The following is a 15,389-nucleotide window of genomic DNA, read 5'->3' on the forward strand; positions in this document are numbered from 1 at the left end:
CTTCACAGCAGGACGCGCCGCATGTCGGCCAGCACCTGCGAGAGGTAGGTGGTGAAGCGGGCGGCCAGTGCGCCGTCGATGACGCGATGGTCATAGCTCAGCGACAGCGGCAGCATCAGCTTCGGGGCGAATTCCTTGCCGTTCCAGACCGGCTGGATCGACGACTTGGACACGCCCAGGATCGCCACTTCCGGTGCATTGACGATCGGGGTGAACGCGGTGCCACCGATGCCGCCCAGCGAGCTGATCGAGAAGCAGCCGCCGCTCATGTCGGCCGGGCCGAGCTTGCCGTCACGGGCCTTCTTGGCCAGTTCGCCGGATTCCTGCGCGATCTGCACCACACCCTTCTTGTCGACGTCGCGGATCACCGGCACGACCAGGCCGCTCGGCGTATCGGCCGCGAAACCGATGTTGAAGTACTTCTTCAGGGTCAGGTTCTCGCCGCTGGCATCCAGCGAGGCGTTGAACTCCGGGAACTTCTTCAGCGCCGCGGCGCTGGCCTTGACCAGGAAGGCGAGCATGGTCAGCTTGATGCCGGCCTTCTCGTTTTCCTTGTTCAGCGCAACGCGCAGGGCTTCCAGCTCGGTGATGTCAGCCTGTTCGAACTGGGTGACATGCGGAATCATCGCCCAGTTGCGGGCCAGGTTCGCGCCGGAGATCTTCTTGATCCGGGACAGCGGCTGGACCTCGACCTCACCGAACTTGCTGAAGTCGACCTTCGGCCAGGGCAGCAGGTTGAGACCGCCACCGGCCGCCACGGTACCGCCGGTGGCAGCGCCGCCGCCGGCCAGGGCCGACTTGACGAACTTCTGCACGTCGGACTTGGTGATGCGGCCACCCTTTTCGGTGCCGCTCAGCTGGTTCAGGTCCACGCCCAGCTCGCGGGCGAACACGCGCACGGCCGGCGACGCGTAGGGCACCTTCTGCGGCAGCACGCTGTCGGCGTTGAAGGCGACCGGCGGGCTGGTCGGCGAGCCACCCGACGGGGCAGCGGCGGCCGGGGCCGGCTGGGTCGGCTTGGCGGCGGACTGCTCGATATCACGGGCGGCCAGCTTGTCCGGCTCAGCCTGGGTGGCGACCGGCTCGACCTTGGTCGCGGTCTCGGCGGCTTCCGCCTTGGCGGCCGGGGCCGGCGCAGCAGCGGCGGCCGGCGCGGCGGCCTCTTCGCTGACTTCGATCAGGGCCACGAGCTTGCCCTCGGAGAGGTTGTCGCCGATCTTGACCTTGATTTCCTTGACGATACCGGCCACCGAGGACGGCACTTCCATCGTGGCCTTGTCCGATTCCAGCGTCACCAGACCCTGGTCTTTCTTGACGGTATCTCCAACGGCGACCAGCACCTCGATTACCGGGATATCGCTGTAGTCACCGATATCGGGGACAAGTGCTTCCTTGATTTCGGCCATGGGGAAAACTCCGGCAATCTGGTGTAGGGAATCGCCTATTGTGGGGGCTTCGCGCGCCAGCGCCAACCGGCTTGGCGAATTTTCAGCACCGCTGTCCCGGGACAGGCTGTTGCAGGCATCTGCTTTGGCCGGATTCGGCTTCGCGCAGCGCAAAGCGGAATTTTCCAGTCGGTACCGTATTGTCCGCGGCTGTCCCCGCCTCAGCGCCGCACGGCATCGGCCAGCGGTTGCCATGCCTCCGCCAGCCGGGGCAATGGCCAGGCAGCGTTGGCGGGGCTGGTGGAGGGCAGCGACCAGACCGGCAGCGCCCGCGCCGGGCCGATCAGCGCCGGGGCAATGAAACGCTGGAACGCGCGGTATGCGGTTCCCCCATTGCAGGCGATCGCACGCAGCGCGGGCAATTTCTCGATCAGTGCACTCAACGCATTGGGCACTTCACTGCCCCGCACGATCGACGCATCCAGGCTGCCGCGCCGCTCACACTGCCCGATCACATCCCACACGCCCACCCCGGCCGCGTTCAGTGCGCGCACGCGCTCCGGATAAGGAAGTGTCGCGTCGATCCCGCACACCACCCCCATCAGGGGCCAGAACCGATTGCGCGGATGTGCGTAGTACTGCGCGGCCTGCAGCGATGCCACGCCCGGCATCGAACCGAGGACCAGCACGCGGCAGTCGGTGTTCAGCTGCGCAGGGAAGCCGATGCACGTTGTTGTTTCCATCACACCGTCACCAGATGCATGAATGCCAAGCGTTGCATGATCGCCCGTAAATACAGCGGTTTCGCACTGATCGCTGAATGGAAACAACTAAATTTTAACGTGCGTCGGATGCGATTCATATTGCGGGGACTACGGTTGCCTCGCCCCACAACACCGGGGCCCAGAACAAAAACATCCTGAGGAGATTCCCCCATGCGCTCCATCCGTACCCTGACCCTGGCTACCCTGACTGCTCTTGCTTTTGCGCCGGCTGCTTTCGCGCAGGACAGCACTGTTGATACCGCGTCCGGCAAGCACTTCGCTGTGGTCGGCGGCGTCTCGCTGCTGCAGCCGAAGAACGATCCGCTCGATGGCGTGCGCAAGGTGGACGGCGGCCCGGCCCCGACCCTGAGCTTCAGCTACTACATCAACGACAACTGGGCTGTGGAACTGTGGGGCGCAGCCGACAAGTTCGACCACCGCGTGCGCGGCACCGATGGCGCCCGCCTGGGCACCGTCGAGCAGCAGCCGATCGCGCTGAGCGGCCAGTACCACTTCGGCCAGGCCGACAACGTGTTCCGTCCGTTCGTGGGCGCCGGTTACTACGAGTCCAACTTCAGCAATGAAGACCTCGCCAGCGACATCGGCCACATCGGCGTCAAGACCGCCAAAGGCGCGATCGGCACCGTCGGCGTGGACATGAACATCAACAGCACCTGGTTCGCCCGCGCCGATGCCCGCTACATGCATTCGCGCCCGGAGCTGACCATCAACGGCGAAGGCACCGGCGACAAGGCCAAGCTGGATCCGTGGACCGTGGGCTTCGGCATCGGCGCGCGCTTCTAAGCACGCCGTTCCGCACCATGCAGTACGCACAACGGGCCCCTCGCGGGCCCGTTGTCGTTGTGGGGCCGCGACCTTCATCGGGCGTTGCCGGCCGCTGGCCGAGACTGGATCCCACGACGGACCCCGCCGGTCCGCCCCGGGGAGCCGATGCGCGAATCCTTCGACATGCTGGTGGTGGGCGGCGGCATCAACGGCGCCGGTATCGCGCGGGATGCCGCCGGGCGGGGCCTCTCGGTGTGCCTGTGCGAGCAGGATGATCTGGCTGCCCACACCTCCAGCGCCAGCACCAAGCTGATCCATGGCGGCCTGCGTTATCTGCAGCAGGGCGAGTTCGCCCTGGTGCGCAAGGCGCTCAACGAGCGCGAGACACTGCGCCGGCTGGCACCCCATCTCATCGCGCCCACCGCGTTCGTCCTGCCGCACGCGCGCCATCTGCGACCGGCGTGGATGCTGCGTGCCGGGCTGTGGCTGTATGACCATCTCGGGCAGGCCAATCCCCACTTCCCGCCGTCGCAGCGCATCGACCTGCAGCGCGACCCGCGTGGTGCGGCGCTGAAGGCGAGCTACCGGACCGGCTTTACCTATGCCGATGCGCGCGTCAACGACGCGCGGCTGGTGCTGCTCAACGCCCTCGATGCACATGAGCGCGGCGCCGATATCCGCACACGCACCCGCTGCGAACAACTGATCCGCCACCGCGACCATTGGTGGGCCGTGCTGCGCCGTACCAACGGCGATGTACAGCGGATCCGTGCCCGGTGCGTGGTCAACGCGAGTGGCCCGTGGGCCGGCACGGTGCTGGAACGTGCGGGGCTGGATGCGCCGCTTGGGCTGCGCCTCGTGCAGGGCAGCCACCTGGTGGTGCCGCGGCTGTTCGCGCACGACAGCGCCTACCTGTTCCAGCAACCCGACCAGCGCGTGGTGTTCGCGATTCCCTTCGAACAGGACTTCACGCTGATCGGCACCACCGACACCGATTACGACGGCGACCCCGCGCAGGCGCGGCCGCGTGCGGACGAGGAAACGTATCTGCTCGATGCGGTGAACCGTTTCGTCCGCCTCCCGGTGCGCGCCGAGGACATCGTCTGGCGCTACAGCGGGGTGCGCCCGCTGCTGGCCGATCATCACCGCGATGCGTCGCGGGTCACCCGCGACTACCGGCTGGAACTGGACACCGCCGGCGCGCCGCTGCTGAGCGTACTCGGCGGCAAGCTCACCACCTACCGCGCATTGGCCGAGGAAGCGCTTGGGCGCCTCTCGCCTTCGCTGCCGGAGATGGGGCCGGCATGGACGGCCGGTGGACCGCCGCTGCCGGGCAGCGATGGCGGTGATGCCGCCCAGGTGGCGGGCACGTTGCAGCACGACCACCCTCGCCTGCCGCCTGCCCTGCTGCAGCGCCTGGCCAACAGCTATGGCACCCGTGCGCGTGGGCTGCTCGCGGGTGCACAGACGCTCGAGGCGCTGGGCCCGGACCACGGCGGCGGCCTCCACGACCGCGAGCTGGACTACCTCATCGCGCACGAATGGGCTTGCACCGCCGACGACGTGCTGTGGCGCCGCAGCCATCTCGGCCTGCGCCTGGATGCCGGCCAGCACGCGGCATTGGCGGCCACCCTGCAGGCGCGTGTTTCGATGCCGTAGGCTGTATGCATGCACGCCGCAAGGCATCGGTTTCCACGGAGCAGACCATGGACAAGCACTACGTGCTCGCCATCGACCAGGGCACGACCAGCTCGCGCGCCATCCTGTTCGACCGCGCCGGGCGCATCGCCGGCAGCGCGCAACGCGAGTTCACCCAGATTTTTCCGCAGCCGGGCTGGGTCGAACATGACCCGCGCGACATCCTGACCAGCGTCTACACCACGATCACCGAGCTGCTGAACCGGTACCAGGTCGACCCGCGCACGATCGCCGGCATCGGCATCACCAACCAGCGCGAGACCACCGTGGTCTGGGACAAGGCCACCGGCCAGCCCATCCACAACGCGGTGGTATGGCAGTCACGGCAGAGCCACGCGATCTGCGAACAGCTCAAGGCCGCCGGCCACGAGCCGCTGATCCGGCGCAGGACCGGGCTGTTGATCGATGCGTATTTCTCGGCGACCAAGATCCGCTGGATCCTCGATCATGTCGAGGGCGCGCAGTCGCGGGCCGAACGCGGCGAACTGCTGTTCGGCACCATCGACAGCTGGTTGATCTGGAACCTCAGTGGTCGCCAGGCGCACGTCACCGACGTCACCAATGCCGCGCGCACGCTGCTGTTCGACATCCATGCACTGCAGTGGGACGACGAGCTGCTGGCGCTGTTCAACATCCCGCGCGCGATGCTGCCGCAGGTGCGCAGCTCCAGCGAGGTGTACGCCACCACCCAGGCGCAGTTCTTCTTCGATCAGCACCTGCCGATCGCCGGCATCGCCGGCGACCAGCAGGCCGCGCTGTTCGGCCAGGCCTGCTTCGAACCGGGCATGGCCAAGAACACCTATGGCACCGGCTGTTTCATGCTGATGAACACCGGCGACAAGGCCGTTACTTCCGAGAATGGCCTGCTCACCACCATCGCCTGGGGTATCGATGGGCACGTGGAGTACGCGCTGGAAGGGTCGATCTTCGTCGCCGGCTCGGTCGTGCAGTGGCTGCGCGACGGGCTGCGCATGTTCGGCAAATCCAGCGACTGCCAGGCCTACGCCGAGCGCGCTGCCGACAACGGCGGTGTGTACCTGGTGCCGGCCTTCGTCGGGCTGGGTGCACCGTACTGGCGCAGCGATGTCCGTGGCGCGATGTTCGGCCTGACCCGCGGCACCACCAAGGAGCATTTCATCCGCGCCGCGGTGGAATCGATGGCCTACCAGACCCGCGACGTGCTGGCGGCGATGCAGGCCGACGCCGGGATCGAACTGAAGGAACTGCGCGCCGACGGCGGCGCGATCGCCAATGACTTCATGGCGCAGTTCCAGAGCGACATCCTCGGCGTGCCGGTGCTGCGCCCGCAGGTGGCCGAGACCACCGCGCTGGGCGCAGCGTACCTGGCCGGGCTGGCCACCGGGTTCTGGAGCAGCCGGGCCGAGATCGCCGAACAATGGGCGGTGGACCGACGGTTCACCCCGCAGATGCCGGCGGACCAGCGCGAGGCACTGTACGCCGGCTGGCAGCAGGCGGTAGACGCGACGATGGGGTTCCGCGTGGGGTGACCCCCGGGGCCGAGCGTAGGTCGGCGGTCATGCCCATCGGTAGGAGCCGACCGTTGGTCGGCTCGCGCGGGCGCCGGTCAGAATGCCGGGAGGACGGCACCCTTGTACTTCTCGGCGATGAAGGCCTTCACTTCCGGACCGGTCAGGGCCTTGGCCAGCTGCTGCACGCGGGCGTCGTCCTTGTTGTCAGGACGCGCGACCAGGAAGTTCACGTACGGCGAATCCTTGCTTTCGATCGCCAGCGCGTCTTCGGTCGGGTTGAGCCCGGCATCGAGCGCGTAATTGGTATTGATCAGGGCCAGGTCGACCTGGTCCAGCACGCGCGGCAGCATCGCCGAATCCAGCTCGCGGAACTTGAGCTGCTTCGGGTTGGCGATGATGTCGCGCTGGGTGGCCAGTGCGTTGGTCGGATCCTTCAGCGTGATCACACCCGCCTTGTGCAGCAGGATCAGCGCGCGGCTGTTGTTGCTCGGGTCGTTGGGGATCACCACATCGGCACCGTTGGGCAGCGCATCCAGTGATTTGAAACGACGCGAGTACGCACCGAAGGGCTCGATGTGCACGCCGATCACCTTGACCAGGTCGGTCTTGCGGTCGCGGTTGTACGCGTCCAGGTAGGGCTCGGTCTGGAAATAGTTCACGTCGACCTGCTTCTGCACCAGCTGGTCGTTGGGCTGCACGTAGTCATTGAACACGCGCACGTCCAGGGTCAGGCCTTCCTTCTCCAGGATCGGCTTGACCACGGCGAGGATCTCGGCGTGCGGCACGGCGGTCGCGGCCACCACCAGCTTCTTGGAGTCATCGGCCGGCTTGCCGCAGGCGGCCAGAGCCAGCGAGGCGGCGAGCAACGGGAGCAGCAGGTACTTTTTCATGGGGGCAGCGGAATCCGTAGGGGCAGCAACGCCCCACGATACCGCACGCCCCGGCCCTTGCGGAATCCGGGGCATATGACCCCACGGCATGAGCCGATGCCGGCCCGGCCGGCTTACTCGTAGCTGGTCAGCGCCAGCGCCAGCAGCGCCTTGGCCTGTTCGCGCAGCATCACCGGCTCGACGATTTCCGCGTCCGAACCGTAGTGCAGGACATCCATCAACAGCTCGCGCGAGACGCTGTAGGGCAGTTTGAGTTCGTACCGGCCATCGGGCAGGAATCGGCCCTGCTGTTTGGAATGCCAATGCTCATCGGCCACCCAGCGCGCGGCCTTGGCACTGAACACGATCGTGGCCCAGCCCTTGGGCGGACCGGAGAAGATGCCGTAGCTGGCGCCGAGCTGCTCGTCCAGCTCGGTCTCGTCCACGTCGCGCGCGGTGGTATCGATCACGCGTGCCTTGTAGATGCGGTCCACCGCGAAGCTGCGCAGGCCCTCGCGGCCATGGTCCCAGGCATCCAGGTACCAGTTGTCGCGGTAATGCGTCATCCGCTGCGGCGACACGGTGCGCTGGGTCGCCTCGTCGGTGGAGCGGGCCCGGTACTCGAACGCCAGCTGCTTGCGTTCCAGCACCGCCGAGGCCACCGCGCGGAAACTGGCTTCATCGAACTTGCGGCCGCGGTGCGGGATGACCCGGACCCGGTCGACCGGCCAGGTCGAGACGCCGGCCTGTGCCGCCAGCAGGCCTTCGATGCGCTGCTGCAGCGGGGCCAGCACCGAAGACAGCACGCCCCCACCGGTGCGCGAGAGCAGGTGCTGGGAGGCCAGCAGCGCGTGCAGCTCTTCCGAGCTGAGCCACAGGCCCGGCAGCTCGAAGCGGTCGCTTTCGTCGGCCTGGTAGCGGAATCCCGCCTCGCCATCGCCTTCCACCGGGGCCATCAGCGCATCGCGCAGGAAGGCCAGGTCGCGGTAGACAGTCGCGCGGGAACACTCCAGTTTTTCCTGCAGTGCCGCCACCGTTACCGGATAACGGGCGGACTTGAGCAGGCGATGCAGGGCGTTGATGCGTTCATATCGGTCCATGACCCGATTATGTCCGAGTCGCCGTCGTTGTGGCGGCTTCGGCGACATCTTCGGCTATCGTGGGGGCCCCATCGCCTGCTGCTGCCCGTCATGCGCCTGTTGCCCGCCCTTGCCCTGTCCGCCGCCGCCCTGCTGTCGGGGGGCTGTGGGCGCACTGAAACGCCCGCGGCCGCCGTGCCTGCCGCGACGGCACCGGCCGCCGACCCGGTCGGCACCGTGCTGGCCGCCAGCCATCGCTTCGGCCAGCTGCGCAGCTTCCACGCAGTGATGAAGATGCAGGGCCCACGCGCGCTGGAAGCGCAGATGGACTACGTGGCCCCGGACCGCTACCGGCTGATCACCGACGATGGCCCACAGACGATCATCGGCGGCACCTTCTTCCTCCAGCGCGCCGGCGAAGTGCGCCAGGTCCCGGTGCCAGAAGGGATGCTGGCCCAGTGGCGCAATCCGCTGCCGGCGGATCTGGAGCCGGCGCAGCTGCAGGTGCGCGACCTCGGCGAAGAACGCGCCGGCGGCCAGCGCGCCCACAAATACGAGGTGCGCCACGCGACCGCCGCGCCCGATGGCCTGCTCTACTGGGTCAATGCGCAGGGCCTGCCGGTGCAGATCGAACGCAAGGGCCAGACCAACGGGCAGCCGTTCCGGATCACCGTGACCTACTCGCGCTTCGACGACGCCTCGCTGCGGATCGACGTTCCCTGAACAGGGATCAAGGCCGAACGGGCCCTAAAGCCGGGGCTCGCCGCCGAATGTGACGCAGAACGCATCAAGTATCATCCCCCCCTTGTTGTCCCTCCCCCTTGTCCGATCACGGAGAACCGTTGATGTCCCTGCGCGTTTCGTTGCTTGTTCCCCTGCTGCTCTGCGCCCCGGCGGTCTATGCACAGGACGTTGCCGAACTGGCGGCGATGACCTCCCCCTGGAGCGGCAGTGGCGGTGAACTGGGCTTTGCCTCGGCCCGTGGCAACAGCAATACCGAGAGCTTCAACGGTCGTCTGCGCCTGCGCTACACCGACGATGACTGGGTGCACAGCATGGACCTGTTCGGCCTGCGCTCGCGCTCGGAGTACACCGATACCAACGATGACGGCACCACCATCCGCCGCCGCAACACCACCGCCAACCGCTACACCGGCAGTGCCGGCAGCGCGCTGCAGCTGGGCGAACACCGCCAGATCACCGCCACGCTGCGTTACGAGCGCGACGATTTCGCCACCTACGACCGCCAGAGTTCGTTCGGTCTGGGTTACGGCACCCGGATCATCGACGGCGAACGCTTCTACATGGACGCGCAGATCGGCCCCGGTGTGCGCCGCACCCACAACACCGAAGACGATGCGACCCGCACCGGCCTGATCGGTCGTGGCCTGTTCGATCTCAAGTACACGCTCACCCCGAACACCGATCTGGTCAACACGCTGCTGGTCGAATCGGGTTCGTACAACACCTTCGCGCAGAACGATTTCGGCGTGTCGGTGAGCATGAACGAGCACCTGGCACTGAAGGCCGGCTGGCAGGCGCGCCACAACAGCGACGTCGCCGAAGACAAGCGCAAGACCGATACGCTGACCACCATGAACGTGGTCTACAAGTTCAAGTAATCGCCGCGGGCGCCTGTGCGCCCGCCGTCGTGATGTAGTGCCGGCCGCTGGCCGGCATTCCGGGTCGCGCAAGGTTCCCGGGTAGCCGGCCAGCGGCCGGCACTACACCGCCAGCAGTTCGCCGGCACCGGCATCGAGCAGGCCGCGCGCCACGCGCTGGCCCAGGCCTTCCGGATCACTTGCCGGCCCGCGCGCTTCCGCGCGCACCAGGCGACCATCGGCGACACCGCCGACCAGCCCCTGCAGGAACAGATCCTCGCCTTCCCACTGCGCGAACCCGGCCACCGGCACATGGCAGCTGCCGTGCAGCGCGCGGTTCATGGCGCGCTCGGCCTCCACGCAGGCACGCGTATCGGCATCGTCCAGTGCAGCGAACAGCGCCATCACCTGTGCATCCTCGCCATTGCATTCGACCGTCACCGCGCCCTGCGCCGGCGCCGGCAGCCACGCCGGCGCGGCCAGCCGCGCCACGATGCGGTTGCCCAGGCCCAACCGCTCCAGCCCCGCCACCGCCAGCACGATCGCGTCGTAACCGCCGTTGTCGAGCTTGGCCAGCCGCGTGTTGACGTTGCCGCGCAGGTCCGACAGCTCCAGATCAGGACGCAGCGCGCGCAGCTGGGCCTGCCGGCGCAGCGATGACGTGCCCACGCGCGCGCCGATCGGCAGTGCCTCCAGCGAGGCGTACAGATTGGAAATGAAACCGTCGGCCGCGTCGTGGCGGGTCAGCATCGCCGGCAGCGCGAACGGAGCATCCAGTTCCATCGGCACATCCTTGAGCGAGTGCACGGCGCAGTCCGCCTCGCCACGCAGCATCGCCAGCTCCAGTTCCTTGAGGAACAGGCCCTTGCCACCGATCGCGGCCAGCGAGCGGTCGAGCACCTCGTCGCCGCGCGTGCTCATCGGCACCAGCACCACGTCCAGCCCGGGATGGGCCTGGCGCAGGCGGTCGGCGACGTATTCGCTCTGCCAGAGGGCAAGCGGGCTCTTTCGGGTGGCGATGCGCAGGGTCTTCATGGCGCCATTATCGACGCACAGGGGCGTATCGACCAATGGCGTACGGCCGCCGGGTTACAGGTGCTTGAGTTCCTGCTTCAGGCTGGCCACGCAGCGGCGGCTGACTTCCAGCGGCGCGTGCCCGTGCCGCAGCACGGCCTGGACCTGGCCTGCGCCATTTCGTCGCAGCTCGACCAGCTCGTGGCGGGCGACCAGGCAATTGCGGTGGATGCGCACGAAGCGGTTGCCGAATTCCTCTTCCAGCGACTTCAGCGATTCTTCCAGCAGGTCTTCGCCGCGGGCATGGTGCACCACCACGTACTTCTCCTCGGCCTGGAGATAGTGGATGTCCTCGACCGGAATCAGCCGCAGGCTGCCGCGCAGGCGCGCGCACAGCAGCGTGCGGGCCTGCTGGCTTGCGGCCGCCGCCGGTCCGCTGCGGCCGGCCAGGAAGGTCCGCGCGCGCTCCAGTGCCGCGGCCAGGCGCTCGGGGCGCACCGGCTTCATCAGGTAGTCGATGGCGGCGGCCTCGAACGCGGAGAGCGCATGCGCGTCGTAGGCGGTGCAGAACACCACCGCCGGGCGCGGCTCGAAGGTCGCCAGGTGACGCGCGGCCTCCAGCCCATCCAGGCCGGGCATCGCGATATCAAGTAGCACCAGGTCCGGTTGCAGTTCGGCACAGGCATGCAGCGCCTGTTCGCCGTTCTCGGCCTCGGCCACGACCTCGATCCCGGCCTGGTCGGCGAGCAGGGAGCGCAGGCGCTCGCGGGCCAGCGGTTCGTCGTCGGCGATCACCACCTTCAAGACAGTTTCCTCACTGGACCGGGACCGTGATTTCGCAAGCATAGTAGCCGTCGGCCCACGCCCCCGTCATCCGCGCGGCCGGGCCGAAGCGCCAGGCCAGGCGATGGGCGATGTTGCGCTGTGCGTGGCCCGCGCCCTGCAGCAGCGGCAGCCCGCGCGTGGCCGGGTCCGGCGCCGGGTTGCGCACGCGGATGCGCAGGCTGGTGCCGTCGCTCGACAACGCCAGCACGATGGTGCCGCCGGCCGGTACCCGCGAGATGCCGTGCAGCACCGCGTTCTCGACCAGCGGCTGCAGCACCAGCCGCGGCATCGGCAACGACCACGGCAGCGGTTCGTCGCGCAGCCAGATCACCTTCAGGCGTTCGCCCAGGCGCAGCGATTCGATCGAGAGGTAGCGTTCGGCCAGTTCGCACTCGGCCTGCAGGGTGGAATCGCCCTCGCCCGCGCCCAGCGCCGCGCGGAACAGATCGGACAGGTCGAGCACCGCGCGCTCTGCCACGTCCGGATCGCGGCGCAGCAGGCTGGCGATCAGGTTCATGCTGTTGAACAGAAAGTGCGGGCGGATGCGCGCCTGCAGTGCATCGGCCTGCGCCTGCGCATTGGCCAGCATCTGCGCGCTGCCGCGATCGCTGACGTAGAAGTAGCGCAGCGCCAGCGCGGAAATCAGCGCGGTCATCGCCGCGCTGCCGAGCGTGAACCGCCAGAAACCGACGGTCTGGGCGAAGCTGCTGCCACCGAGCACGCCGTACAGCGCGTGCACGATCGCCGCACAGGCAGCGGCGATCAGGCCGGTCATCAGCACCACCAGCACCATGCCCGGCACTTCGGGCAGGCGCGAGAGCATCGCACGCACGCTGCACAGGCAGACCGTGACCGCCAGCGCCAGCCACAGCGCGAACCCGCTGGCCGAGAGGAAATCCGTCGGAGTCCAATGGCGGCTGCCATCCGGTGCGAGCGCGACCACCACCACGACCAGCTCGGCCAGCCCGAGCATCGCCGCCAGCCTCGGCAGGCGGCACAGCTCGGGCAACCAGGACTGCTGGCGCGGGTCGCTCATGGGATCAGGCGGCGAAGCGCGCCTCGAGCCATTCGCCCAGCGCGTGCAGCTCCTCGGCGCAGACCTGGTGGGCCATCGTATAGGTGTGCCACTCCACCGGCAGGCCGAGCGCGCCCAGGGTCTGTGCGGTGTGCTCGGCGATCGCCACCGGAATCACCGGATCCTGGGTGCCGTGCGCCATGAACACCGGCACGCTGATCGCATCGGCCACGCGCGCGGTGGCCGCCTTGGCCGGATCCGGCAGGTAGGTCGACAGCGCGATCAGCCCGGCCAGCGGGCGCGTGCGACGCAGCAGCGCGCTGAGGATCACCGCCCCGCCCTGCGAGAAACCGGCCAGCAGGATGCGCTCGGCCGGGATGCCGCGCGCGATCTCGCGCTCGATCAGCAGTTCCAGCGCGACGATCGAGGCCTCCACGCCGGCGCTGTCCGCGCGCGAGCGGAAGTCCATGCTGACGATGTCGTACCAGGCACGCATCGGCACGCCGTTGTTGATCGTGATCGGCTGCACCGGCGCATGCGGGAACACGAAGCGGATCGCCGGCCAGTGCGGGCGCACCAGTTCGGGCACGATCGGGGCGAAGTCATGGCCATCGGCACCCAGGCCATGCAGCCACAGCACCGACCACTGCGGGTCGGCGCCGGTTTCGTTTTCCACGGTATCCAGCATCAGGCGGCTCCAGTACGTTCAAGCCGCATTATGACCGCGCCCCGAGCCAATGGGGCGTCGGTCGCGGCGACATACCGCTCAGCCGTGCGGATGCGCCTCGGCGGCCGCACGGCGCAGCTCGGCCGCGCGCACCAGGACCTTCGGCGGTGCCGATTCTTCGGGAATTTCCATCAGGCCCAGCCGGTGCATCCAGATACCCGCGGTGCGCGAGGAGGTGAAGCCCACCACCGGAATCGCCAGCACCATGCCGATCACCACCGGCGCCATCCACGCGGCCAGCGAGGGCGAGACCGCGTAGGCCAGCGCACCCATGAACAGACCGAACACGCTGAGCCCGCCATAGCCGCGTGCCAGCGCCAGCCAGGACACCCCGCCATCGTCACGCTGCTGCGCGTCCCAGCCCGAGTCCTTGCCGGCCAGCACTTCGGCCACGCCGCGCGACTGCACATACATCACCACCGGCGCCATCAACGCAGCGAGGATGGTCTCCAGCAGCATCGAGATGAAGGCGCGGATCGTGCCGCCACAGCCGCGACGTTCGACCGGCTCCAGCAGCATCGCCAGATAGCCCAGCACCTTGGGCGAGAGCAGCACCACCATGGTGATCGCGAACATGCGGATCACCTGGGTCTCATCCTGGTGGCGCCAGTACACACCGGGCGAGAGATGCAGTACTTCGTTGAGGTCGATGCCGCCCTGGAACAGCGGGATCGCGATGCCGATCAGCATCAGCATCGCCCACATCGGCGCGGTGAAGTAATGGCCGATGCCGACCAGCATGTGCATGCGGCTGACCCAGTGCAGGCCCTTGGAGCCCACCACCTTGGCGTGCTGCAGGTTGCCCTGGCACCAGCGGCGGTCGCGCACCAGCAGATCGGTCAGGGTCGGCGGACCTTCCTCATAGCTGCCTTTGAGGTACGGCACCATGTGGGTGGCCCAGCCGCCACGGCGCATCAGCGCCGCCTCGACGAAATCGTGGCTGAGCACATGCCCACCAAACGGTTCCTTGCCCGGCAGCAACGGCAGGCCGGCCTGTTCGGCGAAGGCCTGGGTGCGGATGATCGCGTTGTGGCCCCAGTAGTTGCTCTCCGCGCCATGCCACCAGGCCACGCCGCGGCCGATCACCGGGCCGTACACGCGCCCGCCGAACTGCTGCATGCGGGCGAAGAGCGTACGGCCGCCGACCACGGCCGGCAGGGTCTGGATCAGGCCGACGTCCGGGTTGTGCTCCATGCCGGCCACCAGGCGCACGATGGTGTCGCCGGTCATCAGGCTGTCGGCGTCCAGGATCAGCATCTGCGGGTAGGCGCCGCCGAACCGGCGGACCCAATCGGCGATGTTGCCGGCCTTGCGGCCGCTGTTGTCGCCGCGGCGACGGTAGAAAATGCGGTCATGGCCGCCGACCGCATCGCACAGCGCGTGGAAGGCTTCTTCCTCGGCCTGCCCGACGTCATCGCGGCGGGTATCGCTGAGTACGTAGAAATCGAAGTTCGCCAGCTGCCCAGTCTCGGCGACCGACTCATAGATGGCCTGCAGACCGGCCAGCAGGCGCCGCGGATCTTCGTTGTAGGTGGGCATCAGCAGCGCGGTGCGCGTGTGCACGGTCGGCAGCGGCGCGTCCGGATCGATGCCCAGCTTGTAACCGCGGTCGAACACCGCGGTCAGGAAGCCGGCCACGGCGCCGGCGAAGGACAGTGCGATCCACGCGAACAGGCCGACGAACAGCACCAGCAGGCAGGCCTCGAGCACGCTGATGCCATTGACGGCCAGCACCTTCCACATCATCCGGCTGGCAGCGAGGGTCATCGCCGCGGTGCCGCCCAGGATATAGAAGCGGCGCAGCCCGATCATCCGCGGCGAGGTGCGCTGGCGCGGGACCTGCAGCTGCCCGTCGCGCAGCGACTGCTCGGGCATCGGCAACGGCGACTCGGCCGGCAACGTCGCCCGGCCGGCATCCAGCGGGGCGTTCAGGGTCTGGGTACTCATGCGCGGTGTCCCTGTGCAGGGCGTGCCAGGCCGGGGGTGCCAAGTGTGGAAAGGGGCGTCCTGCGCCCGGCGTGCGCGATGGCACGCATGCGTCCTGTCGGCGCGGGCCGGAGCCCGGCACGCAGCTGTTGTCTGTGACTACCGGAACCCACGAACTCTCCAAACCGACTTGAGACGAAAAATGCGGCT

The 15,389-nt window shown here is 68.0% G+C and carries 14 protein-coding genes; 5 read left to right on the forward strand and 9 right to left on the reverse strand.

Annotated features, from left to right (window positions below; all coding sequences use genetic code 11):
* Positions 1-2 precede the first annotated feature (2 nt).
* Together aceF and ABE434_RS02925 are read right to left on the reverse strand one after the other, a co-directional pair.
* Positions 3-1,406, reverse strand: a complete 1,404-nt coding sequence (gene aceF, locus ABE434_RS02920; protein WP_176988109.1) for a dihydrolipoyllysine-residue acetyltransferase — start codon at positions 1,404-1,406, stop codon at positions 3-5.
* 200 nt (positions 1,407-1,606) lie between these two features.
* Positions 1,607-2,128, reverse strand: a complete 522-nt coding sequence (locus tag ABE434_RS02925; RefSeq protein ID WP_346477896.1) for a DNA-deoxyinosine glycosylase — start codon at positions 2,126-2,128, stop codon at positions 1,607-1,609.
* A 192-nt stretch (positions 2,129-2,320) separates the two neighbouring features.
* On the opposite strand from ABE434_RS02925, the gene ABE434_RS02930 reads away from it, so the two are divergent.
* From ABE434_RS02930 to glpK, 3 genes are all read left to right on the forward strand, one after another.
* Positions 2,321-2,953 carry an OmpW family outer membrane protein gene (locus ABE434_RS02930; protein ID WP_346477760.1) on the forward strand — a complete coding sequence of 211 codons (633 nt, stop codon included), beginning with the start codon at positions 2,321-2,323 and terminating at the stop codon, positions 2,951-2,953.
* Positions 2,954-3,100: 147 nt separating this feature from the next.
* Positions 3,101-4,594, forward strand: coding sequence for a glycerol-3-phosphate dehydrogenase (gene glpD / locus ABE434_RS02935; protein ID WP_346477761.1), 1,494 nt, complete (start codon positions 3,101-3,103; stop codon positions 4,592-4,594).
* Positions 4,595-4,641: 47 nt separating this feature from the next.
* Positions 4,642-6,141, forward strand: coding sequence for a glycerol kinase GlpK (glpK, locus tag ABE434_RS02940; RefSeq protein ID WP_346477762.1), 1,500 nt, complete (start codon positions 4,642-4,644; stop codon positions 6,139-6,141).
* Between the two features lie 77 nt (positions 6,142-6,218).
* Here glpK and ABE434_RS02945 read toward each other — a convergent pair whose 3' ends face one another.
* Positions 6,219-7,013 carry a MetQ/NlpA family ABC transporter substrate-binding protein gene (locus tag ABE434_RS02945; RefSeq protein ID WP_346477763.1) on the reverse strand — a complete coding sequence of 265 codons (795 nt, stop codon included), beginning with the start codon at positions 7,011-7,013 and terminating at the stop codon, positions 6,219-6,221.
* Positions 7,014-7,126: 113 nt separating this feature from the next.
* Entirely contained in the window at positions 7,127-8,092 is a 966-nt protein-coding gene (locus ABE434_RS02950; protein WP_121040104.1) for a YafY family protein, read from the reverse strand.
* Positions 8,093-8,182: 90 nt separating this feature from the next.
* On the opposite strand from ABE434_RS02950, the gene ABE434_RS02955 reads away from it, so the two are divergent.
* Both ABE434_RS02955 and ABE434_RS02960 read left to right on the forward strand, forming a co-directional pair.
* On the forward strand, positions 8,183-8,794 hold the full coding sequence (locus ABE434_RS02955) for a hypothetical protein (RefSeq protein ID WP_346477764.1): 612 nt from the start codon (positions 8,183-8,185) through the stop codon (positions 8,792-8,794).
* A 122-nt stretch (positions 8,795-8,916) separates the two neighbouring features.
* Positions 8,917-9,693, forward strand: a complete 777-nt coding sequence (locus ABE434_RS02960; RefSeq protein ID WP_346477765.1) for a DUF481 domain-containing protein — start codon at positions 8,917-8,919, stop codon at positions 9,691-9,693.
* A 102-nt stretch (positions 9,694-9,795) separates the two neighbouring features.
* On the opposite strand, the gene hemC is transcribed toward ABE434_RS02960, so the two are convergent.
* From hemC to mdoH, 5 genes are all read right to left on the reverse strand, one after another.
* On the reverse strand, positions 9,796-10,707 hold the full coding sequence (hemC, locus tag ABE434_RS02965; RefSeq protein ID WP_176988103.1) for a hydroxymethylbilane synthase: 912 nt from the start codon (positions 10,705-10,707) through the stop codon (positions 9,796-9,798).
* A gap of 54 nt (positions 10,708-10,761) precedes the next feature.
* Positions 10,762-11,490 carry a LytTR family DNA-binding domain-containing protein gene (locus tag ABE434_RS02970; protein ID WP_176988102.1) on the reverse strand — a complete coding sequence of 243 codons (729 nt, stop codon included), beginning with the start codon at positions 11,488-11,490 and terminating at the stop codon, positions 10,762-10,764.
* A gap of 10 nt (positions 11,491-11,500) precedes the next feature.
* Positions 11,501-12,547, reverse strand: coding sequence for a histidine kinase (locus ABE434_RS02975; RefSeq protein ID WP_346477766.1), 1,047 nt, complete (start codon positions 12,545-12,547; stop codon positions 11,501-11,503).
* Between the two features lie 4 nt (positions 12,548-12,551).
* Complete coding sequence (locus tag ABE434_RS02980) at positions 12,552-13,217, reverse strand: carboxylesterase (RefSeq protein ID WP_179460394.1); 666 nt, start codon at positions 13,215-13,217, stop codon at positions 12,552-12,554.
* Between the two features lie 75 nt (positions 13,218-13,292).
* The gene (gene mdoH, locus ABE434_RS02985) at positions 13,293-15,200 is read right to left on the reverse strand and encodes a glucans biosynthesis glucosyltransferase MdoH (protein ID WP_346477768.1); all 1,908 of its coding nucleotides are present in this window, start codon (positions 15,198-15,200) and stop codon (positions 13,293-13,295) included.
* Between the last annotated feature and the right edge of the window lie 189 nt (positions 15,201-15,389).

This window comes from Stenotrophomonas sp. TWI1183 (assembly GCF_039673115.1).
Lineage (GTDB): Bacteria > Pseudomonadota > Gammaproteobacteria > Xanthomonadales > Xanthomonadaceae > Stenotrophomonas > Stenotrophomonas maltophilia_AA.

Excerpts from the sequence above, each read along its gene's own strand:
- ABE434_RS02925 (WP_346477896.1), bottom strand. The coding sequence starts at position 2,128 with ATGGAAACAACAACGTGCATCGGCTTCCCTGCGCAGCTGAACACCGAC.
- glpD (WP_346477761.1), top strand. The coding sequence starts at position 3,101 with ATGCGCGAATCCTTCGACATGCTGGTGGTGGGCGGCGGCATCAACGGC.
- aceF (WP_176988109.1), bottom strand. The coding sequence starts at position 1,406 with ATGGCCGAAATCAAGGAAGCACTTGTCCCCGATATCGGTGACTACAGC.
- glpK (WP_346477762.1), top strand. The coding sequence starts at position 4,642 with ATGGACAAGCACTACGTGCTCGCCATCGACCAGGGCACGACCAGCTCG.
- ABE434_RS02975 (WP_346477766.1), bottom strand. The coding sequence starts at position 12,547 with ATGAGCGACCCGCGCCAGCAGTCCTGGTTGCCCGAGCTGTGCCGCCTG.
- ABE434_RS02950 (WP_121040104.1), bottom strand. The coding sequence starts at position 8,092 with ATGGACCGATATGAACGCATCAACGCCCTGCATCGCCTGCTCAAGTCC.
- ABE434_RS02930 (WP_346477760.1), top strand. The coding sequence starts at position 2,321 with ATGCGCTCCATCCGTACCCTGACCCTGGCTACCCTGACTGCTCTTGCT.
- mdoH (WP_346477768.1), bottom strand. The coding sequence starts at position 15,200 with ATGAGTACCCAGACCCTGAACGCCCCGCTGGATGCCGGCCGGGCGACG.
- ABE434_RS02945 (WP_346477763.1), bottom strand. The coding sequence starts at position 7,013 with ATGAAAAAGTACCTGCTGCTCCCGTTGCTCGCCGCCTCGCTGGCTCTG.
- ABE434_RS02960 (WP_346477765.1), top strand. The coding sequence starts at position 8,917 with ATGTCCCTGCGCGTTTCGTTGCTTGTTCCCCTGCTGCTCTGCGCCCCG.
- hemC (WP_176988103.1), bottom strand. The coding sequence starts at position 10,707 with ATGAAGACCCTGCGCATCGCCACCCGAAAGAGCCCGCTTGCCCTCTGG.
- ABE434_RS02955 (WP_346477764.1), top strand. The coding sequence starts at position 8,183 with ATGCGCCTGTTGCCCGCCCTTGCCCTGTCCGCCGCCGCCCTGCTGTCG.